The sequence below is a fragment of the Acinetobacter sp. 161(2023) genome (assembly GCF_037027805.1).
Taxonomy (GTDB): Bacteria; Pseudomonadota; Gammaproteobacteria; order Pseudomonadales; family Moraxellaceae; genus Acinetobacter.
This window is the reverse complement of record NZ_JAZEYD010000002.1, coordinates 64,076-86,973: the sequence shown is the minus strand read 5'-3', so window position 1 is coordinate 86,973 and position 22,898 is coordinate 64,076. Positions and strand designations below refer to the sequence as shown.

The 22,898-nt window shown below is 37.9% G+C and carries 21 protein-coding genes; 14 read left to right on the top strand and 7 right to left on the bottom strand.

Annotated elements, in window-relative coordinates; all coding sequences use genetic code 11:
- Positions 1 to 59 precede the first annotated feature (59 nt).
- From WA249_RS02105 to WA249_RS02085, 5 genes are all read right to left on the bottom strand, one after another.
- The gene (locus WA249_RS02105; protein ID WP_336166231.1) at positions 60 to 473 is read right to left on the bottom strand and encodes an ExbD/TolR family protein; all 414 of its coding nucleotides are present in this window, start codon (positions 471 to 473) and stop codon (positions 60 to 62) included.
- 18 nt (positions 474 to 491) lie between these two features.
- Positions 492 to 914 (bottom strand): ExbD/TolR family protein, encoded by a 423-nt coding sequence (locus WA249_RS02100; RefSeq protein WP_336166230.1) that lies wholly within the window; start codon positions 912 to 914, stop codon positions 492 to 494.
- 15 nt (positions 915 to 929) lie between these two features.
- A complete protein-coding gene (locus WA249_RS02095) occupies positions 930 to 1,811 on the bottom strand; it encodes a MotA/TolQ/ExbB proton channel family protein (RefSeq protein ID WP_336166228.1) in 882 nt (293 codons plus the stop codon).
- Between the two features lie 40 nt (positions 1,812 to 1,851).
- A complete protein-coding gene (locus WA249_RS02090) occupies positions 1,852 to 2,574 on the bottom strand; it encodes an energy transducer TonB (protein WP_336166226.1) in 723 nt (240 codons plus the stop codon).
- A 110-nt stretch (positions 2,575 to 2,684) separates the two neighbouring features.
- Complete coding sequence (locus WA249_RS02085) at positions 2,685 to 5,357, bottom strand: TonB-dependent receptor (protein ID WP_336166224.1); 2,673 nt, start codon at positions 5,355 to 5,357, stop codon at positions 2,685 to 2,687.
- A 775-nt stretch (positions 5,358 to 6,132) separates the two neighbouring features.
- Between WA249_RS02085 and WA249_RS02080 the strand changes: the two genes are divergently transcribed.
- From WA249_RS02080 to WA249_RS02050, 7 genes are all read left to right on the top strand, one after another.
- The gene (locus WA249_RS02080; RefSeq protein ID WP_336166222.1) at positions 6,133 to 7,923 is read left to right on the top strand and encodes an ABC transporter substrate-binding protein; all 1,791 of its coding nucleotides are present in this window, start codon (positions 6,133 to 6,135) and stop codon (positions 7,921 to 7,923) included.
- Positions 7,924 to 7,938: 15 nt separating this feature from the next.
- Positions 7,939 to 9,762 carry an ABC transporter substrate-binding protein gene (locus tag WA249_RS02075; protein WP_336166452.1) on the top strand — a complete coding sequence of 608 codons (1,824 nt, stop codon included), beginning with the start codon at positions 7,939 to 7,941 and terminating at the stop codon, positions 9,760 to 9,762.
- Positions 9,763 to 9,784: 22 nt separating this feature from the next.
- On the top strand, positions 9,785 to 11,797 hold the full coding sequence (locus tag WA249_RS02070) for a M3 family metallopeptidase (protein ID WP_336166221.1): 2,013 nt from the start codon (positions 9,785 to 9,787) through the stop codon (positions 11,795 to 11,797).
- A 12-nt stretch (positions 11,798 to 11,809) separates the two neighbouring features.
- Complete coding sequence (locus tag WA249_RS02065; RefSeq protein ID WP_336166219.1) at positions 11,810 to 12,748, top strand: ABC transporter permease; 939 nt, start codon at positions 11,810 to 11,812, stop codon at positions 12,746 to 12,748.
- Between the two features lie 7 nt (positions 12,749 to 12,755).
- Positions 12,756 to 13,898 carry an ABC transporter permease gene (locus WA249_RS02060; RefSeq protein WP_336166217.1) on the top strand — a complete coding sequence of 381 codons (1,143 nt, stop codon included), beginning with the start codon at positions 12,756 to 12,758 and terminating at the stop codon, positions 13,896 to 13,898.
- A 13-nt stretch (positions 13,899 to 13,911) separates the two neighbouring features.
- Complete coding sequence (locus WA249_RS02055) at positions 13,912 to 15,645, top strand: ABC transporter ATP-binding protein (RefSeq protein ID WP_336166215.1); 1,734 nt, start codon at positions 13,912 to 13,914, stop codon at positions 15,643 to 15,645.
- Between the two features lie 106 nt (positions 15,646 to 15,751).
- Entirely contained in the window at positions 15,752 to 16,411 is a 660-nt protein-coding gene (locus WA249_RS02050; RefSeq protein WP_336166214.1) for an SOS response-associated peptidase family protein, read from the top strand.
- 50 nt (positions 16,412 to 16,461) lie between these two features.
- On the opposite strand, the gene WA249_RS02045 is transcribed toward WA249_RS02050, so the two are convergent.
- Positions 16,462 to 16,830 carry a hypothetical protein gene (locus WA249_RS02045; RefSeq protein WP_016138275.1) on the bottom strand — a complete coding sequence of 123 codons (369 nt, stop codon included), beginning with the start codon at positions 16,828 to 16,830 and terminating at the stop codon, positions 16,462 to 16,464.
- Between the two features lie 296 nt (positions 16,831 to 17,126).
- On the opposite strand from WA249_RS02045, the gene WA249_RS02040 reads away from it, so the two are divergent.
- Together WA249_RS02040 and WA249_RS02035 are read left to right on the top strand one after the other, a co-directional pair.
- Positions 17,127 to 17,984, top strand: a complete 858-nt coding sequence (locus tag WA249_RS02040; protein WP_336166211.1) for a 3'(2'),5'-bisphosphate nucleotidase CysQ family protein — start codon at positions 17,127 to 17,129, stop codon at positions 17,982 to 17,984.
- Positions 17,985 to 18,041: 57 nt separating this feature from the next.
- Complete coding sequence (locus tag WA249_RS02035) at positions 18,042 to 18,776, top strand: histidine phosphatase family protein (RefSeq protein WP_336166210.1); 735 nt, start codon at positions 18,042 to 18,044, stop codon at positions 18,774 to 18,776.
- 57 nt (positions 18,777 to 18,833) lie between these two features.
- On the opposite strand, the gene rpsT is transcribed toward WA249_RS02035, so the two are convergent.
- A complete protein-coding gene (gene rpsT, locus WA249_RS02030; protein WP_003651535.1) occupies positions 18,834 to 19,100 on the bottom strand; it encodes a 30S ribosomal protein S20 in 267 nt (88 codons plus the stop codon).
- A 212-nt stretch (positions 19,101 to 19,312) separates the two neighbouring features.
- Here rpsT and WA249_RS02025 point away from each other — a divergent pair, with 212 nt between their 5' ends.
- From WA249_RS02025 to WA249_RS02005, 5 genes are all read left to right on the top strand, one after another.
- Positions 19,313 to 19,978: an NAD(P)H-binding protein gene (locus WA249_RS02025; RefSeq protein WP_336166208.1), complete on the top strand. Its 666-nt coding sequence runs from the start codon at positions 19,313 to 19,315 to the stop codon at positions 19,976 to 19,978.
- Positions 19,979 to 19,990: 12 nt separating this feature from the next.
- On the top strand, positions 19,991 to 20,497 hold the full coding sequence (gene rraA, locus WA249_RS02020; RefSeq protein WP_336166206.1) for a ribonuclease E activity regulator RraA: 507 nt from the start codon (positions 19,991 to 19,993) through the stop codon (positions 20,495 to 20,497).
- Between the two features lie 24 nt (positions 20,498 to 20,521).
- Positions 20,522 to 21,301 carry a glutathione S-transferase N-terminal domain-containing protein gene (locus WA249_RS02015; protein WP_336166204.1) on the top strand — a complete coding sequence of 260 codons (780 nt, stop codon included), beginning with the start codon at positions 20,522 to 20,524 and terminating at the stop codon, positions 21,299 to 21,301.
- Positions 21,302 to 21,444: 143 nt separating this feature from the next.
- Positions 21,445 to 22,377 carry a Dyp-type peroxidase gene (locus WA249_RS02010; RefSeq protein ID WP_080645713.1) on the top strand — a complete coding sequence of 311 codons (933 nt, stop codon included), beginning with the start codon at positions 21,445 to 21,447 and terminating at the stop codon, positions 22,375 to 22,377.
- 82 nt (positions 22,378 to 22,459) lie between these two features.
- On the top strand, positions 22,460 to 22,816 hold the full coding sequence (locus tag WA249_RS02005) for a hypothetical protein (RefSeq protein WP_336166202.1): 357 nt from the start codon (positions 22,460 to 22,462) through the stop codon (positions 22,814 to 22,816).
- The last annotated feature ends 82 nt before the right edge of the window (positions 22,817 to 22,898 follow it).

Below are 22,898 nucleotides of genomic sequence, written 5' to 3'. Positions count from 1 at the left end.
TCATAAAAAAAGCCTCTTCGGAGGCTTTTTTATTTGGAAGAATAAATCAAATGTATGACTTAATTGTTACTCACAATACCAATTTTGGTGACACCTAAACGCTGCGCTGTAGCCATGACCATAGCTACATTTTTATATTCAGCCATTTGGTCAGGTTTAAGTTTGATCTGGTCTTGATCTTTTTTAGCAACAACACCTTGAAATAAAATCTCTAGTGCTTTGCGGTCAGAAACCTGTTGGTTATTCCAAAACACTTTACCTGCTGCATCAATACGAACATCAATCACTTCAGGTGGCTTTTCATTTGTTGGAGGTGGTGTGCCGTTTGGCAAATTAATATTAATCGCGTTGTTTGGTGCAGGGATGGTAATAATGAACATAATAATAAGTACCAACATGACATCAATAAGAGGTGTCATGTTGACTTCCAACATAACGTCATCATCATTATTTGAACCGACATTCATACCCATAAAATTCTCCTTAAAATATTACTGGGAGGCTGGTGGGGTAGTAACAAAGGCAATTTTGCCAATACCGGCTTGTTTGGTTGTGCTAATCACCTGATCTATTGCCTCAAAATGGGTAAGCTGATCTCCATGAATATGAACTTCTGGCTGAGGCCTCTTTTGTGCAACTGCTTGAAGTTTTGATAGCAATATTTCTTTATTAGGCACATAGCTTTCATTCCAGAAAATATCTCCTTTCTTGTTCACAGAAAGTTGAATATTTTCAGGTGTGGTTGCATATGGAGTATTTTTTTCTTCTGGTAGTTTCACCGGAACCGTATGTGTAACTACTGGAATCGTAATAAGAAAAATAATAAGTAAAACCAACATGACATCAACCAGAGGTGTCGTATTAATTGCACCAATCATTTCGTCGTCATCTTCAGACCCAACACTCATACCCATAATGTTTACTCCTCATTATTTAATGCTGCGGTTAACTGAATTATTGGTATTAATTTCTCCACTTAATAAAACCGCATGTAAATCTGAACCAAACGAACGAACATTTTCCATAACTGCTTTATTCCGGCGAGTCAGCCAGTTGTAACCTAGTACAGCAGGTACTGCGACTGCCAGACCAATAGCTGTCATAATTAAAGCTTCACCGACAGGACCAGCGACTTTATCAATAGATGCCTGACCAGAGATGCCGATGGCTGTTAATGCATGATAAATTCCCCAAACCGTACCAAAAAGACCAACAAATGGTGCCGTAGATCCAACTGTTGCCAAGAAAGCTAAACCACCACCTAAGTGATTTTGTATTTTTTCAATTGCGCGTTGAATTGATATGCTCACCCATGTATTAAAATCTATTCGCTCAAGTAAAGAGCCGCCGTGCGATTTAGTTGAGTTAATGCCTTTTTCTGCGATAAAGCGATATGCGCTACTTTGTTCTAAATTATCAGCTGCATTATCTAGTGAAGTTGCTTCCCAAAAACTTTTCTCTGCTTCTTTACCTTGGCGTTTTACTCTAGCTTGTTGTAAGAATTTAGAGACAATGATGTACCACGTACCAATAGACATCAGTACTAATATAAATAAGGTAGATTTAGCGACTAAATCTCCTTCACGCCAAAGAGCTTCTAGACCATAAGGGTTTTTTACAGTTTCGCTTGTTGCTGGCTTCGGTGGTGGAGTCGGCGTGTTTGTATTTGAAGTTGCTTCAGTGGTTGCTGTTGCAACTGGTGCATTAGTCGTTTCTTCTGCAAAAACTGAGTTTAATGGGAGTAAAGAGCATGCTGCGATTAAACTTGCAGAAGCGAAACGTACTAGTGGTTGAGTTGATTTTTTCATCATATTATCTCCAATATTTTTAATTTCTTACTAATTCAGTTGTTTATTCAATTACGAATGGATATTCAATTTCATACCAGTCTTGCTGAGGCACGCCGTCTTTCATTGCTGGTTTGAACGTACATAAGCTGTAAGCTTTAGTTGCCGCTTTATCTAAGGTTTTGCTGCCACTTGATTTTTTCACTTTGGCATCAATGACTTTGCCAGATGTATCAACCAGAACACGTATACGCACTGTACCTTGTTCTTCATTCATCAGCGCTTCACGTGGATACTCCGGTTTTTCACAGCCTGCCGAACCTTCTGAAACACCACGAGTTGCACCCGCTGGTTTAGGCGCTGGTGCAGCCGCCGCTGGAGCAGGTGCTGCAACTGGACTTGGCGATGGTGCACTAGGTGCAGCCGGCGCGGCTGGAGCAGGAGTCGCAACTTTAGTTGGTTGAGCTACTGGTGTCGTTTTTTGTACCGATGTTGCTACTTTCTCAACTTGCTTAGGCGGCTCAGGGACCTTGGCAACTTTTTCTACCATTTTGGGTGGCTCAGGTGGCTTTTCCTTAGGTTTAGGCTCCTCTGGTTTTGGTGGAGGAGGTGGTTTAATATCCTGAATAATTTGTAATTCCACAGGTTTTTCTGCTGGTTTTTGAATATTGTTTGCTAAACCTGACATCAGAATATAGGCAACAATAAGATGCAGAAAAAGTACTGCGGCAATGCCAATAAGGCGTTTGGCAGATTTATTTTCTATGTCTGTAAAAGTCATGCCCATAGTTACTCCTGAAACTGTAGACAAACAATTTTTTTAAAATGACTGTTTGCTAAGAATGAGTATTTGTTCTGCAAATTAACGGTTGAGCGTTATATTTGCAGAACAACCATTTAGAACTTATATGTACCTCGTACAAAGTAAGTACGTCCTAAAGGATCTGCGTAACGTGGGTCATATCCCATTTGGAAGTTATCAATTACGTTAGAAGCAGGTGGATCTTCATCAAACATATTTTTAATACCTGCTGTTAATTCCAGATTTTTAAAGCCTTTGTAAGTACCTGAAATATTGTAGGTTGTATAATCACTGACTCGATGGTTTTGATCATTTGAGTTTTGATCTTGATAACCGCGTGAGAAGTTTTGTTGTAGGTTTAAAGCCCAGTTTTCATAGTTCCAGTTTAGATTGGCTGTATGTTTCCAGCGTAAAATAATCGATTGATAATCTAAGCCACTATATGATCCTGCAACACCTTTCCAGTCACCACCTGGTTCAGATTGATATTTGTAATCTGTTACATAGGTTCCATCGATATTGAAACCAAATCGACCTGTAGCAGTCATTGGAGAAACCCAACTTAAGCCCACATCAAAACCAGACGTTTTAATGCCACCTAAATTTTGTTGTGTAGTAATAATATAATTGAGTGAACCATCAGCATTACGTACAAACTTATCTGCATATTTCACTGGATCTGCAAAAATAGCAGCTTCCGATAGTGTGGCAATTTGCTTATCTACTTCTATATTGAAGTAATCAAGAGTGAAGGCTAAATTTTTAACAGGTTCAAATACTAAGCCTGCTGTAAAAGATGTTGATTCTTCTGGTTTGAGACTTTTGTTCCCACCATTTTGTCGTTTGAACTGCATATTACAGTCGCGTTCTTGTTTACCACCGGGTTGTACAACTCCACCAGGGCAAAGTGCCGGATCGTCATATGTTCCACCTGTATTTGTTACTGAGTTTGGCCCATCAACTTCCCAAAGTGTAGGTGCTCTGAAACCTGTACTATAGGTTGTACGGAACATTAGTTGTTTAATGGGTTCCCAACGAAGTGCAAACTTCGGATTAAATGTATTACCAAAATCACTGTAGTCGTCATAACGAGCAGCAATTTGAGCTTCTAAAGTTTTATGTAGTGGAATATGAAACTCGGTAAATGCCGACTTAATATTACGATCACCTTTGTTTTCTGGTTCGTTCGGATCATTGCCAGTACTTGGAGCTAGTCGAGCAACATCTGCAATTACTTTTGAAGTCCAATCTTCATAACGATAGCTTGCCCCAACGGCGAATCCGACATCACCTGCTGGCAGTTTAAATATAGGTCGACTTGCAGTGAAATCGACAGTGGTTGTATCTAGGTTGGCTTTTAAATATTTGCCTTTAACGCCTAGTTGATTCCATACACCAGCATCTTCAGAGTTCTGAGGTCCGAATGGATTTAAAGTACCATTGTTTAAAGCTTCTTGAGTTTTGTCATAGTTTAAATAGCCACTTAAGATTGCATCGGAAGCACTACTATGCGCATATGTAACCCCTGAATTAATATCCCAACCATGCGTTTCACCTTCAATACCAGCAAATAATCTATGTGATTGATTAATACTGTTACTTATACGATTGCCAGCTTGTGAACGTAAGTAAAGATCAAGAGGACCTGATGCACCAGCAAGCGCAGGGGTTATGCCATTTCCTGGGTAATATTTACTATTAGGGTCTAGGGTTAAATCAAAAAATACATCTGGTGCGACCGAAGTAGTGACCTCATTTCTTGCATATAAGTATTCGGCAATCGCATTAAAATTATCGCTGAGTTTAAAAGTTGCACGGCCCATTACAGAAATATCTTCTGTCTTTGGAACAATTCCAATGACCGCTTGGCTGTTATATCTACATGTTTTGCCATCAGGACTGCTTACTAAAGGATCAGTACCACAACCTGTGGATGCATAAGGGTTACCTAAACCAGGAACATTGGCAGGGAATGAACCACTACTGGTTTTATTGACCCCTAATTCAGGTAATATCCCTCCGCGTTGACTGACCTTACGATCTTTGGCCAGAACATCATCGCCTTTTCGGTAATCGACAACCCCAAAAACGTTAAAGCCATTTTCCTCTAAGTCACCAAAACCACCAAAGACACTGTAGTCTTGTTGATCTCCACCTTTTTCTTCTGGCTTTTGATATCCAGCAGTTAAGTTAAGACCCGTAAACTGCTTTTTAGTAATGAAGTTAATAACCCCACCGATTGCATCTGTTCCATAAATGGATGAGGCACCATCACGTAAAACTTCAATACGATCTAACATGGCGAGTGGAATAATATTTAAATTTGTCACTCCACTATCGTATGCATTTGCCGCTAATCTACGACCATTCAGTAAAATAAGTGTCTTATTTGCTCCTAAAGCCCTAAGGTTTGCTGCCGACCCCACAGTTTTACTAGTGCCCACATTGTTTGCAGTGACAAAGTTTGATTGGTTTGCACTAATCTTGGCTAAGGCTTCTTCAGTTGTAGTTACCCCTTGTTTTAAAATTTCATCAACTTTTACAACAGTAATGGGTGAAGCACTTTGTGCGGCAACCCCTTTGATTGAAGAACCTGTAACGGCAACTTTTACGACTTTTGCTGGTTTATCATCATTACTTGTTTGTTCCGTTTCTGCTGCTTGTGCCATGGTAAGACACATCATGCTTAAACTAAGGGTGCTTAATTTAAGTATTGTCTTGCCGATCATGGGGGTTACCTGAGATCGAACATTGTATTTTTTTTTCATCGTGGACGTGATCCCTTTTTGTTGTAGTTAGCGATATTGCTGGAATGGTTTTAAGCAAAGCAAGTGCCAACTATATATTTTTCTTTTTTTAGTTTATGCAAAATATTGATAAATATTGATTTTATTATGTTTGAGTACCATGCCTTGGTTTCTTTTGAGATAAAATAAATTTTCCGTTTGGCAAATATTTTCATATTGGCTAAAAGTTTCAAATTTATTTGTATAAAAAATATACATTAATGGACACTTCACATACTTAATAAATAAAAATGTATCGTTTTAGAACTTTCTTATATGTAATGTTATACTATTTGTTATAAAGGGTTTTTATACAATTTTACTTATATATCAAATTATTATGATTGTATTTTTCCTTAAAATAAATGAATCAATATGATTCATAATGAATCATCAATGTATTTTTTTTGTGCATTTAAGATGTTAAATGATTAACATATACAAATATAATATTTGGCAAAAACTTACTTTTATTTATATAGTTCAAACGGATTTAAGTGCCTAATAAAAATGTAAATTTTAAATATCTCTATGTGAATTATTTTTAAATAGAAAATATGGCATGAAATTCGCTTTATATTCAGTAGTTACAAAACTCTGGGTACTTGAATTTATTTTTCCATTTGATCAAATAAAAAGATGATAAAGGAAAGTGAATTCCAATTCCCAAATAGGCCTATCTGCTAAAAAAAGAACTTTTCTTATGCAGATTTAGATGTTACTCAAAAGGTTAATATCTTTTAAAAAAATTAGTTATGTGGATATGAACTTGAAATTAAAATTTTTTAAGCTCGCCATTTTAAGTCTGGCTATTACATCAGTTTCTTGTGCTTTCGGCCAAACGCCTGCACAACCAAACAAAATATTACATGTTGCTTATGAAGCGCCAGATGATGGTTTTGATATGGTCAAAACTACCAATTTTTATAGTGCAAGTATTGCTGAAACAATCTTTGAGCCTTTACTTAAATATGACTATTTAGCCCGTCCTGTACAACTGGTTCCTTATACGACTGAAAGCATGCCTAAGGTTGAACAAGACGGTAAAGTTTATATCTTTAAAATTAAGCCAGGTATTTATTTTACCGATGATCCTGCTTTTAAAGGTAAACGTCGTGAACTTGTAGCTGAAGATTATATTTATTCGATTAAACGTATTTTAGACCCTAAAAATAGAGCACCTTCCGTTTCTTTTCTTGATGGTAAATTAGTAGGAGCTGATGTAGTTGTAGCTCAAGCAAAGAAAACTGGAAAATTTGATTATGCTGCATCAATTGCAGGGCTTAAAGCGATTGACCGATATACTCTACAATTTACGTTGACTCGCCAAGATTTTAATTTTCCTTATATTCTTGCCTATATTACATTTGGGGCAGTCGCTAAAGAGGCTGTTGACTATTACGGTGACCGTATTGGTATGCATCCAGTGGGGACCGGACCCTACATGTTGAGTAAATATGTTCCAAGAAGTAAGGTCGAATTGGTTGCCAATCCTGATTATCGGGGTTTTGTCTGGAACTTTAAGTCAACAGGAACACCGTGGGATAACCAGCTTGTTAAGGAAATGTCTGGAAAGAAAATGCCGCAAGTTGGCAAGGTGGTGGTTAGTATTATTGAAGAGCAACAGTCACGCTGGCTAGCTTTTCAATCGGGTCAATTAGATTTTGACAGACTTACAGCAGATGCCGTTCCTCAAGCTTTAGATGGAAATCAGCTTAAAGCTTCTTTTCAAAAAAAAGGAGTTAAGCACTTCCCATATAAGGAACCCGAAATGACCTACACCATGATGAATATGCGAGATCCGGTGATTGGCGGTTTTAGCCCTGAAAAGATAGCGCTTCGTCGGGCAATTACTTTGGCCTATGACCAAAAAGAAAGCATAAAACAGGCATATAAAGGTCAGGCTGTTAGAGCAGAAATGTTTATACCTGAAGGTGTAAACGGATATAACCCGAAGTATAAAAGTAGCGTAGGATATAATCCGCTGTTAGCAAATAAACTACTTGATTATTATGGTTATAAAAAAGGGGGTGATGGCTATCGGACCTTACCAAATGGCAAACCTTTAGTTTTAAAAATTAATAATGAGAATAGCTCAGCATCAGTTATTCACTCAGAGCTTTGGAAAAAAAATTTAGATGCGATAGGCATTCGTGCTGATTTTAAAGTGAGTAATTTTGCAGATAACTTAAAAGCTGCAACTCAATGTAAATATATGATGTGGAGTGGAGCATGGATTGCTGACTATCCTGAAGGAGATAATTTTGCACAATTACTATATGGTCCAAATGCAGGTCAAGGAAACCATGCGTGTTACCAGTCTAAAACATACGATGCTCTTTATACTCAGGCCATTCATTTACCACCGCAACAACGTCTACCATATTATGAAAAGCTCAATCGCCAGATTGAAGCTGATAATCCGTGGATTATTCATGTAACTCGAATTCGTAATTGGTTGATACGGCCACAAGTTCAGGGTTTTAAACCTCACCCGATGATGAATACAAACTGGCAATATCTTGATATTACTCCTATTAAAAAATAAGTTTAGATAAAGAACATCATGACTGAAAATTTAAAACAAAAGCTCAAGCATTGTAGTATCGGTCTATTATTTGCCAGTATGGCATTAACTAGCTCTAATGCTATTTTTGCCAAAAGCCCAGCCGATCCAAATAAAGTTTTACATTATACGTTCCCAACAGCTGAAACAGGTTTCGACCCAGCTTATATCCATGACTTATATTCGGCACATGTAACCACTTCGATATTTGAAACTTTATATACTTATGATTATTTAGCAAGGCCAGCAAAGCTTATTCCCCAAATCGCAACCGCTATGCCAGAAGTGAGTGCAGATGGTCTGACTTATACTATTCACATTAAAAAAGGCATTTATTTTACACCAGACCCTGTTTTTAAAGGTAAACCTAGAGAGTTAACGGCTTATGATTATGCGTACTCTTTTAAGCGGTTATTGGACCCAAATTTACGTTCGCCAAATAGCTGGTTGTTGGAGAACAAAATTGAAGGTATGGATGCATTAGTACAATCAGCCAGTAAAACAGGAAAGTTTAACTACGATCAAAGTGTGAGCGGTTTACAAACACCTGATAAGTACACCTTGGTTATTCGGTTAGTGAAGCCTGATTATAACTTTCCTTTATTACTAGCACATGACCCTACAGGGGCTGTAGCACGTGAAGTTATCGAAAAATATAAAGATAAATCTGGCTTTGTTATGGGGCATCCAGTAGGGACAGGACCTTATATACTCAGTAAGTGGGTGCCTGCTTCGCGTATTGTTTTAAAAGCGAATCCAGATTATCGCGGTTTTACTTGGAACTTTGTAGCCAGTAGTGCTGAGGATCAAGCAATTGTGAAACGCCTCAAAGGTAAACAAATGCCTCAAATCGGCACAATTGATATTCAGGTAATGGAAGAAAACCAGTCACGATGGTTAGCATTCCAACGTGGTGAAGTTGATATCATTCAACTTGAAGGGCAATTAGTCTCGAAAGCCATTAAAGACGGGAAGTTAAGACCTGAGCTTGCAAAAGAAGGCGTGCACTTATCTCGTATTGTTGATCCGGAAATTAGTTACAACTATTGGAACCTTAAAAATCCAGTCGTAGGTGGAATGAGTAAAGAAAAGATTGCTTTACGCCGTGCAATTGCAATGTCTCGTTCAATAGATCAAGAAATTAAATTAGTACGTAATAGCGATGCAGAGCGTCTACATTTTCCAGTACCACCAGGTGTGGTGGGGGCTGATCCTCAATATAGAAGCAGTACCCCATATTCGGTAAAAGCAGCAAATCTATTATTAGATAAATATAACTACAAAAAAGATGCATCAGGTTGGCGTACGCAACCAAACGGGAAGCCTCTGGTCATTGAATATATGGCGCGTAATGACAGTATTGGACAGCAAAGCGCTGAGCTTTGGAAAAAGAACTTGGACAGTTTGAATATCCGTATGGTGTACAAGCCAATGCTTTTTTCAGATCTCATTCGGGCACAAAAACAGTGTGACGGAATGTTTGGTTCTTCTGCATGGATTGCCGATTATCCGGATGGGGATAATTTTATGCAGAATTTTTATGGTCCCAATACCCATATGACCAACTGGTCTTGCGGTTCAATACCTGAGTTTGATCAATTATACCGTCAGTCTCAACAAATTAAACCTGGCCCAGAACGAGACGTGATTTACCGAAAAATGACACGTTTATTGGAAGTGTATATGCCAGTGCAAGTGTTGTATGCACGTTATCGAAATATGTTGGCTCAACCAAGAATCATTGGATATAAGAAGCATCCGATTTTACATGCTGAATGGATGTACTTCGATATTGATACAAATACGAAATCTAATCATTAAATGAAAAAAAATTGGAGATATGATGAAAAAAAATGCACTGAAAATGACTACTTTATGTATGGTGGCAATAGGCATAAGTCAGTTTGCAGCGGCAGAGACAACACGTCCTACTTTGCCATTACTTAAAGCCCAACAACTTCCAGCATGGTGCGATGCTAATTTAAAAAAGATTCAGCAACAGATTAAAATTTTTGAAAAAACGCCTGTTAAAAATAATACAGCAGCGGCGCCTATATTGGCAAAATGGGATAAAATTTTTGCGCATTTTGAAGATTTCTCAGGTCCGATAAGTCTATATAGTAATGTAGACCCAGATGCAAAGTTACGTAAGGCAGCAGAAGACTGTGAAATCAAAATTAATCAGTTTCACACTGATATATTTCAGAACCCGAAGCTATATAACCTAATCAAAAATACACAAGCAACAGACCCAATTGACCAAAAATACCGCCAAGATATTCTAGATCAGTTTGAAGACACAGGTGTTCAACTTGAACCTGTAAAACGTGCAAGAATGAAGGCTATTCTGGATGAGTTGACTAAACTTGAACAAGAATATGCCCGCAAAATCCGCGATAATCCGGAGAAACTTGAATTTACTCCAGAAGAGATGAAGGGTTTACCCGAAAGTTATATTTCAGCATTAAAGAAAAATGCTAAAGGCAATTATTTATTAGGGTTTGAATATCCTGAATATCGTCCTTTTATGGAATTGGCAGATAATGATGATGCCCGGAAAAGATATCAAATTGCCTTTACTCGACGCGGTACTGAGCAAAATTTAAAACTACTCAAACAAGCAATTGATTTGCGTTATGAGCTTGCTCAGTTATTTGGAAAAGCAAGTTATGCAGATTGGGTTTTAAAAGACCGTATGGCTAAAACGCCTGAGGCTGTAAATCAATTTTTAGCAGAAGTCCAAAAAACAGTAGCACCACTTGAACGCAAAGAAGTAGAAGAACTACGTGCATTTAAAGCGCAAACATTAAAAACGCCGTTAGAAAAAACCGAGATAACCCGTTGGAGTGAAGCTTACTGGAGCGAAAAACTTCGTAAGAATAAATATCAGATTGATCAAGAAAAGCTTCGTGATTACTTCCCAACTTTAGCTGCTCAAAAATGGTTGTTTGCTATTTCATCTGACCTTTATGGTATTGATTTTAAACCTGTCAAAGTTAAAGCATGGCAGAGCGAAGTTGAATATTACGATGTAGTTGATAAAAAGACAGGCAAACTTTTGGGCGGTCTATATATGGATAAATTCCCTCGTGAAGGGAAGTATGGCCATGCCGCGGTTTGGGGAGTATACGGTGGCAGCACTTTAACTAACCGATTGCCAGTTTCAGCATTAGTCACCAACTTTAACCGCAAAGGGTTAAACAGTGATGAGCTAGAAACTTTTGTTCATGAGTTTGGTCATGCTTTACATGGCATTTTATCAAATACACGTTATGCCAGTCAGTCTGGAACATCTGTAGAGCGGGATTTTGTAGAAGCACCGTCTCAAATGTATGAAGAGTGGGCACGCCGTAAAGAAACCTTATCTAAAGTGGCTGATTATTGTGATCCAGCATGTCCACGTGTTGATGACGAATTAATTGCCCGTTTAAAAGCAGTACATAACTATGGACGTGGCTTGCGTTATGCGCGTCAAACTCTTTATGCACAGTACGATATGTCACTTCATACTGCTGATGCTTTAAAAGTAAACCCTTTAGAAAATTGGCAAAAAATGGAAGCTGCTACAGCTTTAGGTTATGTACCAACAACAGAGTTTCCTGGGCAGTTTGGACATTTGATGGGGGGATATCAAGCAGGTTATTACGGCTATATGTGGTCTGAGGTTTTAGCTTTAGACATGCTTTCTGCCTATGGGGACAACCTTAATAACCCACAAGTTGGGCAGCGTTACCGTCAAACGATTTTATCGCAGGGTAGTCAAAAACCAGCAGCTGAATTGGTTAAAGATTTCCTTGGCCGTGAACCTGATAACAAAGCGTTCTTTAATGAAATTACCGGACAACGGGTTAAATAAGGAATTATTACTATGCTGGCATATGTTATTCGGCGTTTATGGCAGATGATTCCAACCATGTTGGGGGTAGTCTTACTTATTTTTATTCTTTTTAACTGGGTCGGTGGAGATCCTGCCTATATTTTAGCAGGTAAGATGTCTAATCCTGAACAGATTGAAAACATTCGTAAACAGCTGGGTGTCGATCAGCCTTATTACGTTCAGCTCTGGATTTTTATTAAGCAGATTCTCACTTTTGACTATGGCGCGAGTTGGAGTACGGGTGAACCTGTTTCCCAAATTATTTTAACTCGATTAGGGCCATCGTTAACGCTTTTAATCCCACTCACTATTTTACAGACGGTTATTTCAATTATTTTGGCATTGGCTGTTGCAGCGGTACGTGGCTCTCTAACCGACCGTATGGTGATGATGCTATGTACCATTGCTATGTCAATTAGTATTTTAGTTTACATCATTGTTTTTCAATATGTTCTGGCTTATCAGCTGAGCTGGTTTCCTGTGCAAGGCTGGAGTGACACCTTTACCGAGAATTTATTTAAATTTGCCTTACTTCCAATTTTAATCATGTTGGTTGTGAGTATTGCACCTACCTTACGTTTGTATCGTAGTTTTGTACTTGATGAAATTAATCAGGATTATGTTCGAACAGCACATGCCAAAGGTGTAGGTGAAAGTCGAATTTTAGGTGTACATGTACTTCGTAATGCTTCAATTCCGATTATTACTGATGTGATGTCAACTTTACCTGCATTACTCATAGGCGCATTTTTAATTGAACGTTTTTTTGGTATTCCGGGTATTGGTCGAGAGGTCATTATTGCAGTTGAGCGAAGTGATTTTCCTGTCATAAAGGCAATTACAGTTTATATCGCAGCTGCAACCATGATTTTTAACCTGATTGCCGATTTGGTCTACAAAGTGGTTGATCCACGTGTACAGTTGAAGTAGGTGGGCTATGCTGAGCGTTTTATCAAAAAGAAAAAAACAAACAAAAGCCGAAGCTCATTCATCTGGCCTGTGGAAACTTGCCATGCGACGTCTTCGGGCCGACAAAATCGCAATGTCATCGCTAGTGATTGTATTGCTTTATTTTATTATCTTGGTTCTATCAATGACGGGTGTGATTGCATCTGATTGGAATAAAGAAGTTGCAGTGAGCTACGCACCTCCCACATTTATAGGTGCAGATAAGACAACAGATGCTGGACAAAATGCAGCGGCGGTTGACGAGGAATTACCCGAAAACCCAGTAGACCCTCTAAAAGATGTAATCCATCAACTCAAGGCTGAAATTAAGCAAGAGAATAGCTCCGGAGGCGCGATTGACTACTATGGCGTAGTTGACCCTTTAGCCGATGATATGAAAGCCATTGATCACCAACTTGGCGGGCATCTTTTAGATCAGCAAACCCAACTGAAAAGCACTCTTGTATTTGGAGCTGATAAGTGGGGGCAAGACGTTTTAAAGAAAACAATTAAAGGTGCTGAAACTTCAATTATTGTTGGGGTGATATCTGCTTTACTTGCGGTAGGTATTGGTACGCTTTTAGGCGCAATTTCAGGATATTTTGGGGGTTGGGTGGATGATATTCTCAACTGGTTTTACAACATTTTTACCTCGATTCCGTATTTGTTATTAGTACTTGCCATTGCTGCCGTACTTCAACAAAAAGGCATTTTATCTATTGTTCTGATCTTAGGTTTAACGGGCTGGACGGGTGTTTATCGGCTAATTCGTGCCGAATATATGAAACATACCGCACGTGAGTATGTGCTGGCTGCTAAAGCAATTGGTGTTGGACACTTCCGCCGTATGTTTATTCATATTTTTCCAAATGTCAGCCATATTGCTTTGGTTCAAATGTCGATTTTGGTAGTGTCTTTTATTAAATCTGAAGTCATTTTGAGTTTCTTGGGTTTTGGTGTACCAGTAGGTGTGGTGTCTTGGGGCAGCATGTTAAATGAAGCACAAAGTGAACTTCTTTTAGGTAAATGGTGGCAGCTAGTCGCAGCCTCTGTCGCAATGGCTGTTTTGGTTACGGCATTCTCAATGTTTACTGATGCACTTCGTGATGCGTTAGACCCAAAGCTAAAATAAGAGGAAGCTCCAAATGATCGAACAAGAAAATAAGAATGCGCCGTTACTGCATGTTAAAAATTTACGAGTAAGTTTTAAAGGTGAAGATAAGCAATATATTGAAACCGTAAAAGGAATTTCTTTTGATATTCCAGCTAATACGACTGTTGCTTTAGTCGGTGAATCGGGTAGTGGTAAATCGGTAACTTCTTTGGCAACTATGGGATTACTGCCTGTAGGTCAGAGTAAAATTGATGATCAAAGTAAAATTATATTTGAAGGCAAAGACTTACTCAGTTTATCTCGTAAAGACATGCGGAAAATCTGTGGTAAAGATATTGCCATGATTTTTCAGGAACCGATGTCATCATTAAACCCTGTTTTTACGGTTGGTAATCAAATTGCAGAAGTGTTGTGTTTGCATATGGGGTTGAGCCGTAAACAGGCTCGACAACGTGTTTTAGAATTACTTAAAGAAGTAGGTATTCCTTCACCTGAAACTAAAATTGATGCTTATCCAAATCAACTTTCGGGTGGTCAACAGCAACGTGTCATGATTGCAATGGCGATTGCGTGTGAGCCTAAACTGCTGATTGCCGATGAGCCGACCACCGCGCTTGATGTCACGATCCAAAAGCAGATTATTGATTTACTCGAATCGTTGCGTAAACGCGGTCAAATGTCGATGCTTTTTATTACTCACGATTTAGCGTTGGTTGGTGAAATTGCAGATCAAGTCATTGTGATGCGTCATGGTGAGATTAGAGAGCAAGGCGCTGCTGAAGAAGTTCTTGAACAACCTAAAGATGTATATACAAGAGCTTTGCTCTATTGCCGCCCGCAAATGTCACAACGACCTTATCGTTTACCAGTGACCAGCGATTTTATGCGTCAAGAAGACAACATATTGGTCGAACAAAGTTTTGATGCTTCACAAATTCCCGAGCGCAAACGTGGCTTAAATGGCGATGAGCAAATTATTTTAGAAGTAAAAGATCTGAAAAAAAGCTTTTATAGTCGTAAAGGGTTATTTGGCAAAGAAGAGTTTCAGGCAGTTAAAGGAGTTTCTTTTAAACTTGCTAAAGGAAAAACTTTAGGTTTAGTCGGTGAATCCGGTTCAGGTAAAACAACCGTTGGGCTACTACTCATGCGGTTACATCAAGCATCTGGCGGACAGGCTTTCATCGAAGGTAAAGATATTCTTTCATTAACTGAAAAAGAGTTTGCTAAATATCAACGGAAAATCCAGATTATTTTTCAAAACCCGTATGCCTCTCTTAATCCACGCTTTACGGTTGGGCAGATTTTATTAGAGCCGATGCAAATCCATAACATTGGTAAAGATGATGCTGAGCGTAAACAAATTGCGCTTGGACTGCTTGAGCGAGTGAATTTACCTGAGCAAGCTTACTATCGTTATCCCCATGAGTTTTCGGGTGGACAACGGCAACGTATTGCGATTGCACGATGTTTAACGCTAAAGCCTGAAATTTTGATTTGTGATGAATCTGTTTCGGCGCTCGATGTTTCAGTTCAAGCGCAGGTACTTAACTTATTACAAGATTTACAAGATGAGTTTGGGCTGAGTTATATCTTTATTTCACATGACTTATCTGTTGTGAAGTATATCTCTGATCAGGTGATGGTCATGAATCATGGGGAGGTTGTTGAAATTGCTAATTCGGATGAACTCTATGCGCATCCTCAACATGATTATACCAAACGACTTTTACAAGCTATTCCTCAAGGGATTCACCACGTTTCATAAGCGTAAAGTTATGTCGTTAAAGGCACTTTCAAGTGCCTTTTTATTTGGTTTATCGCGTAAATGCTTATAAAATAAGAGAGTAAAAATACGGTAGTCCATTCTTGTTATGTGCGCTAACTTTAAACCTTTAACTCTTGCCCAGTTGCAGCAACTTCAGTTGCCTGTGGTCGGCTTTAGCTATGCCGAAGAGGTTTATCCCGCGGGAACAATGCCGCTATTATTCAAATCACCACAAGGTCTTGAATGGCGTGAAGTCATGTTTGGTTTGGTTCCTAAATGGGCCGAAGATACGAACATAGCAAAACATACCTACAATGCCCGTCATGAAACGATTTTCCAAAAACCGAGTTTTCAGGAAGCTGCACTTAAATGCAAGTTTGGTGTGATTCCAGTGACAGAGTTTTATGAAAGTAAATACATAAATGATAAGCCTGAGCGGTGGGGTGTACGCCGTAAAGATGGACAGGCTTTTTTTATTGCAGCAATCTATGAAATTTGCAAAATAAATGAAACGATTGTTCGTTCTGCAAGTATGTTGACCATGGATGCCATAGACCATCCTATGATGAAAGACTTTCATGAACCAGGCGATATCAAAAGATCGGTTATTGTGATTCCACATGACCGATTAGAAGAATGGTTAAGTTTAGAATCGCCCGATATTTCAAGCTTTATCGAAGGTTTTCCAGTTGAAGAGTTTGAATGCTCTCATGTGCCAAAAGAAAAAATTATAAAACCTACGCCACAGTTAAGCATGTTTGATTGAAATTAAAACGAGGTTATTGATATCAAATTTGAATCAATAACCTCTATTGTTTATTCAATATTTTTACTTAATTTCTGCACTTCAGAATCTTGATCCAGATAGCTCAATTCAATAGGTGAAATAACAAAAGTTGTATTGTCTGATGTCTGTTTAAATACAAAGCCATACTCAAAAGACTGGCTACTTTTGCTTGGTAACCAGAATAAATACGGACATCCTGTATAACTACCATCCCAACCCATTTCTCTTGCTAAAGCTAAAGCTGTATCTGATTTTGCAATAATTTCTTTAAGAGATTCTTTATCTCTTGTTGAAACATCACCATCATCATCTGCAAATGTTTGTAAGAACTCATTTAAGGGAGTAAGTTCTTCCCAGTTGCGTTCTATTGTCGAGAAATGATATCCATATAGCATCATGTGCGCTTTCTTCCATCTTGTTATTGTGTGATTGAACATAACAAGAAATACATGAAAATGAAATGGATGAATCTGATTTAAGTTGTTTATTTTTCATAACTTATAGAGTATTTTTTGTACGAAATAAAGGCTTTTTTGACATCATCATTATTCATATTAACTACATAGCATGTATGGAAAATAGCGATTATCTAATCATTAAGATAAATGACTATTCTAGTAAATCAAACTGTTGGCGAATACTGAATTGTTCATAATTCACCTATAATAGAAATGAAACTATGTAGAGCATATTTATGTTTATAACAACTACGCGTCCACAAGATACTTTGATTAATCAGCTTCTTCCGGTTTTGGAACAAGCGAGCCAGATTTTATTACAAGAATATCAAAATTATTCTGCGGGTTATGAGTTTACTATTCACGAAAAACAAGATGATTCACCTGTAACTCAAGCAGATTTAAAAGTGAACCTTTTTTTATTAAAGCACTTGGCAGAGATTACTCCAGACTTGCCAGTTTTGTCTGAAGAAAGCGATTATAGTGCTCGTCATGACTGGTCTACATGTTGGATGTTAGATCCTCTTGACGGGACTAAAGAATTTATACATGAGCGTGATGAATTTACGATAAACCTAAGTTTGATTAAGGGTAAAGAGACAATCTTTTCAGCTATTGCTGTGCCATGTGAACAGGTCGTGTACTTAGGATATCTGCAAGATTTACCTTTTAAATATAGCTTCACTCAAAAACAGTGGTACCAATATCAAATTTCCTCAACTTTGCCAGATACGCCTATACAAATAGGGCTTAGTCATGGCAGTAAAAATCCGAAGTATCAGAAATTTATTCAACCTCTTGAAGAAAAAAATAACATTATTCGACGAGAAGCAGGAAGTGCCTATAAATTTTGTATGATGTTAGAAGGTGAAATAGATATTTACCCGCGATTCCATCCAACTTCTGAATGGGACACCAGTTCTGGTCAAGGTTTGTTAGAAAGTATAGGCGGTGGTTTACTTACTCTTGATGGAAAACCTTTTGAATATAACCAAAGACACACGGTTTTAAATAAGGGCTTTATCGCATTTCGTGATCAGGAAAGCAAAAAAATAGCATTTGAAGCACTAGCCCAATCAGGTGTTATAGATTGAGAGTTATGCCAGACATGTTATAGTGGCAAAGTATTGAAAAAAGATGACAAGATAAAAATGGCACTCGATTTATTGCCTAAAAGTATGTTTGAAGCAATTGATTTATTGCCCGATGCTTCAACTCCTGTGACCTTATTTACGCGCCATTCTCTAAGAGAACTTGTGGATGGGCAGGGCTTAGCTGGATATGATCTCCAACTTACTCCTCAAGGACGTGATCTTGCGCAGGCATGGGGCAACTATTTAATTAAAAATACAGATCGTGTTATTCAGCATTGTATTTCAAGCCCAATACAACGTTGTGTCGATACGGCTGCGCTCATGATTGAAGGGGCTGATGATGTAAGTCCTGAGTTTAATACGCATACGATTGAAATTATTGAGCAAGGACTACTGGTTGAGCCCGGTAGCTTTGTACTAGATATACAACAAGCTGCTCCTTATTTTAAAAAGCAAGGCGCTTTGGGGTTTATTAATAGTTTTGTAAATAATGCCTTACCTGGCATGAAGCATCCAATTACAGGTGTTTTTGATGTACTAGAGCTTATTTACCATACGAATCCTAAAACTCAAGGCGGACTTAGTTTGGCTGTCAGTCATGACACTATTATTGCTGCAATTGTTGCTGTAATTTCTGGTGAAAATAAAATTAAGAAAGAAGATTGGCCTGAAATGATGGAAGGCATATTTGTATGGTTTGAGGGCGAAGAATTTCCAAATTGCAAATTAAAATGGATTTGGAGAGGCAAAACCTATGAGCTGAATGTGGCCAAATTTCGAAAAACGCTATAAGCTCAAAAATGATAGATAATAAAAAAAGCCCAATAGGGCTTTTTTTACATGCTTTAATTAGTTAGCTAACGCTTTAACTTGAGCATTTAAACGGCTCTTATGACGAGCAGCTTTATTTTTGTGGATGATGCCTTTATCAGCCATACGGTCGATTACAGGAACAGCTTTTTGGTAAGCTTCTGTAGCAACAGCATGATCACCACCAGCAATTGCACTTAAAGTGCGTTTGATGTATGTACGAACCATAGAACGCAAGCTTGCGTTGTGTTTACGTGCAGTAACGTTTTGACGCGCACGTTTTTTAGCTTGAGCAGAGTTTGCCACTCTTGCACTCCTTGAAAATAAGTTGGTCTGGGCGGGCTGTGGTCAATCCAGTAAACTGGTGTAACCATCACCAGCCCGTAAACAAGTGCCATATTGTGATGAATAGACACCGTGAAGTCAAGCCTTGAGAACGTTTTAAGCTGTTTTAGGGGCTGTTAAAACGGTAAGAAAAGGTTAAATTTAAAACAAAGCTAGATAGGGATGGATAAAAAATGACAGCAAGTAAGAAAAAAGCGATTGTGCTCGGTGCAACAGGGCTGGTCGGATTAGCACTCGTAGAAAAGCTTCAGCAGGCTCCAGAATTTGAAGCCATTACCGTAGTCGTTAGAAAAGAATCTCAAGTATTTAATACATATGACAAAGTTAATCAGCTCATCATAGAAGATTTCTTAATGTTGAATGATGAAGATGTGAATGGTCATACCCATGCATTTAGCTGTCTGGGAACAACGTTAAAAAATGCGGGCTCAAAACAAGGTTTCTATGCTGTAGATTATGAAATCAATGCTCATTTGGCAGATTTGGTACAAGATAAACATATTCATTTATTGTTAGTGAGTGCACTTGGTGCAAATGCCAGTTCACCAATTTTCTACAATAAAGTGAAGGGACAACTAGAAGATTATATTGAGAGTCTAGAGCTCGAAAAATTATCTATTTTTAGACCATCTTTACTGATTGGTAAACGCAGTGATGTACGGTTTATTGAGGACTTAGGGCAAAGTCTATTTAAATTTATTGAGAATAAATTACAAAAGCCATTCAAATATAAGCCTGTAACTGCGGAGCAATTGGCTCATACGATGGTCGTAGCGGCGCTAACGCAAATTGAAGCCTTTAAACGATATGATAATCTGAGCATACAGAAAACTCGATAAGGGAGAATAAAAGTGTCGACAGTACCATTCGTAACATGTGATTTATTAGATGATAACCCTGAAAAAGACTTACAAGTTGTAATTCCCTCAATGGATGGAAAGTTCTTTCAAAGTTATGGGGCGCGTAAAACTTTTGAGGGGCAGATCGTAACAGTAAAGTGCTTTGAAGATAACTCGCGTGTAAAAGAGTTACTGGCAACAGATGGTACAGATAAAGTATTAGTCGTAGATGGCGGAGCATCTATGCGCTGTGCGCTCATAGGTGACATGATTGCTGAATCGGCCGTTAAAAATAACTGGAATGGTGTCTTAATTTACGGCTGTGTACGAGATGTTGATGCACTTGCAACTTTAGATTTGGGGGTGCATGCATTGGCTGCAATTCCGCAAAAAAGTAATCGTAAAGGCATTGGCGAAGTAGGCACCACTTTGTATTTTGGTGGTGTCACAATTCAATCGGGCGATTTTATCTATGCTGATAATAATGGAATTGTGATTTCAAAAGAAAAATTAGTTTAATCACAATTTATAGAGGATTGCAGGATGGTGAATCATCAAATTAAGGTATTACAGGCAGTTGTATCTGCAATTGCTGAAGGTGGTAGGGGCGTAACAGGCACTGCTTTTCCTCAGCAACCTGTAAAAGCTTTGAAGCTATATGAGTTTGAAGGTTCGCCATTTTGTCGTCGTGTTCGTGAAGTGATTACACTTTTGAATCTGGATGTCGAAATTTATCCATGTCCTAAAGGTGGGTTGAAATATCGTTCTATTGTTAAAGAGACTGGCGGGAAATTACAGTTTCCTTTTTTAATTGATGAAAATACTGGTGATAAGTTATATGAATCACAACAAATTATTCATCATTTATTTAAACACTACGGTAAAACTGGAAAGACGCCTCAGAAATTTTCGAATTATCCGAACATGCCATATGTGGCATTTGCTGGAACCATATTAAATGGTGCTCGGGGTGTTTGGATAAACAAAAAAATTGTTGATAGAGCTGCGCCTGAACAAAAACTTGAGTTATGGAGTTTTGAGGCAAGTCCTTATTCAAGAGTCGTAAGAGGTTTACTCTGTGAGCTTGAGCTTCCATATATTTTGCATAATGTTGCAAAAGAAAGATGGCAAGACCAGGGCCCAGCTATTCTTCGTTTAAAACCGGGTAAATATGTACCTTTAAAAGGTGGAAAAAGAGAAAAAATATTGCTTGTTATGCAAGGTAAAATGCAGGTCCCTTATTTGGTAGATCCGAATACTGGAGTGAAGATGTTTGAGTCTGCTCAAATCGTAAAATATTTAAAGAAGCAATATGGGCGTTAATTAAGATCATTTTTAGTAAGAGTTTAAGGCGCTTAACTTAAACTCTTAACAACATCAGATTTCATTACAAAATGTATGAAAAGAAAATGAATATGCTAAATTAACAGGGTTAAATACCTAAAAAGGCATATTTTATGGAATGTATGAGAATTCAGCCTGTAACAAGCGCTCCTGGTGAAAATGCATTATTTATTGTATTGGGGCTAGCTCAAGGTGATTCTGTAATAGAAAAAGTAAAAGATTTTGCTGCTAATTTTTCAGCATTAACTAGAAGCCTCTCTAATCGTTATCCAGAAAGTAAATTTAATGCGACGTTGGGTTTTAGTTCAAATGCATGGGATATTTTATTTCCAGAGCAAGCGAAGCCTCAAGAATTAGAAACATTTCAAGAAATTAGAGGGCCGAAATACACAGCTGTTTCAACCGCAGGTGATCTATTTTTTCATATTCGTGCCGATCGTCAGGCTTTATGTTACGAGCTAGGTAATATAATTAATCAACAGCTTGGTAAAGTAACGCATCCAATTGATGAAGTTCATGGTTTTCGTTATTTTGACGGACGTGCAATTATTGGCTTTGTAGATGGAACAGAGAATCCGGAACCAGTTATTGCAGCGCAGTGGGCATTAGTGGGTAATGAAGATCCTGATTTTATCGGGGGTAGTTATGCTTTTATTCAAAAATATACACATGACATGGAAAAATGGCGTGGGTTGAGTGATGAAGAGCAAGAAAAAGTGATTGGACGCAAAAAGTTCAATGATGTTGAACTCGGTGATGATGAAAAGCCTTTAACTGCCCATAATGTTGTAAGTAAAGCGCATGATGCAGAAGGCAATGAACTTAAAATTATGCGAGCTAATATGCCTTTTTCAAATCCTTCTAGAAATGAATATGGCACTTTTTTTATTGGCTATTCTCGTAAATTTAGTACAACCCGACAAATGCTTGAAAACATGTTTTTAGGAAATGAGCAGGGTAATCTTGATCGGTTGCTTGATTTTAGTACTGCCCAGACTGGTACCTTATTTTTTGTACCAACTGTCGATTTTCTTGATGATTTAGGCGATGAATAGTCTATAAATTCGAAGGCTTATATGATGGAAGTAACGAGATTGCTTCCATTGCTTAAATTTAAAATTAATATGATGTGATGAAATGTTTAAGAAGATAACTCAGCTTTTTCAAGGCTCAAAAGAAACGCCAGAACAACTTTACTTGCAAGAAAGTCAATTAAAATTTGATTCTGAACGAGGACCTATCATTAACGATGTAGTAATCAATGAGAAATGGTTAGAACATCTGGAATATTTCTCAAATCGTAAATTACAAAATTTTGATAATCTTCAGAAATTATTCCTCATTACTCCACAAATTAATGAAAAGATTGATCTGGAAATCGCAACCCAGCGTTATGTAGAAAGATTGGAAAATACACAAGAAAAGCTACTTGAGCTTAAAGCGATTATACAAATATTAAATCAATATTACGTTTTGTTTTTGCGTGATAAATAATCATAGTTGATTGATTAAAAAATATAAAAAGTAGACCTAACTAGTAGTTTGATTTTCAAAAAAATAACTCAATTCACTAAAA

What these genes read in the sequence shown, in the direction of transcription:
- WA249_RS02105 (WP_336166231.1), bottom strand. Translation starts at nt 473, where the DNA reads ATGGGTATGAATGTCGGTTCAAATAATGATGATGACGTTATGTTGGAA.
- WA249_RS02100 (WP_336166230.1), bottom strand. Translation starts at nt 914, where the DNA reads ATGGGTATGAGTGTTGGGTCTGAAGATGACGACGAAATGATTGGTGCA.
- WA249_RS02095 (WP_336166228.1), bottom strand. Translation starts at nt 1,811, where the DNA reads ATGATGAAAAAATCAACTCAACCACTAGTACGTTTCGCTTCTGCAAGT.
- WA249_RS02090 (WP_336166226.1), bottom strand. Translation starts at nt 2,574, where the DNA reads ATGGGCATGACTTTTACAGACATAGAAAATAAATCTGCCAAACGCCTT.
- WA249_RS02085 (WP_336166224.1), bottom strand. Translation starts at nt 5,357, where the DNA reads ATGAAAAAAAAATACAATGTTCGATCTCAGGTAACCCCCATGATCGGC.
- WA249_RS02070 (WP_336166221.1), top strand. Translation starts at nt 9,785, where the DNA reads ATGAAAAAAAATGCACTGAAAATGACTACTTTATGTATGGTGGCAATA.
- WA249_RS02065 (WP_336166219.1), top strand. Translation starts at nt 11,810, where the DNA reads ATGCTGGCATATGTTATTCGGCGTTTATGGCAGATGATTCCAACCATG.
- WA249_RS02060 (WP_336166217.1), top strand. Translation starts at nt 12,756, where the DNA reads ATGCTGAGCGTTTTATCAAAAAGAAAAAAACAAACAAAAGCCGAAGCT.
- WA249_RS02055 (WP_336166215.1), top strand. Translation starts at nt 13,912, where the DNA reads ATGATCGAACAAGAAAATAAGAATGCGCCGTTACTGCATGTTAAAAAT.
- WA249_RS02050 (WP_336166214.1), top strand. Translation starts at nt 15,752, where the DNA reads ATGTGCGCTAACTTTAAACCTTTAACTCTTGCCCAGTTGCAGCAACTT.
- WA249_RS02045 (WP_016138275.1), bottom strand. Translation starts at nt 16,830, where the DNA reads ATGATGCTATATGGATATCATTTCTCGACAATAGAACGCAACTGGGAA.
- WA249_RS02040 (WP_336166211.1), top strand. Translation starts at nt 17,127, where the DNA reads ATGTTTATAACAACTACGCGTCCACAAGATACTTTGATTAATCAGCTT.
- WA249_RS02035 (WP_336166210.1), top strand. Translation starts at nt 18,042, where the DNA reads ATGGCACTCGATTTATTGCCTAAAAGTATGTTTGAAGCAATTGATTTA.
- WA249_RS02025 (WP_336166208.1), top strand. Translation starts at nt 19,313, where the DNA reads ATGACAGCAAGTAAGAAAAAAGCGATTGTGCTCGGTGCAACAGGGCTG.
- WA249_RS02015 (WP_336166204.1), top strand. Translation starts at nt 20,522, where the DNA reads ATGGTGAATCATCAAATTAAGGTATTACAGGCAGTTGTATCTGCAATT.
- WA249_RS02010 (WP_080645713.1), top strand. Translation starts at nt 21,445, where the DNA reads ATGAGAATTCAGCCTGTAACAAGCGCTCCTGGTGAAAATGCATTATTT.
- WA249_RS02005 (WP_336166202.1), top strand. Translation starts at nt 22,460, where the DNA reads ATGTTTAAGAAGATAACTCAGCTTTTTCAAGGCTCAAAAGAAACGCCA.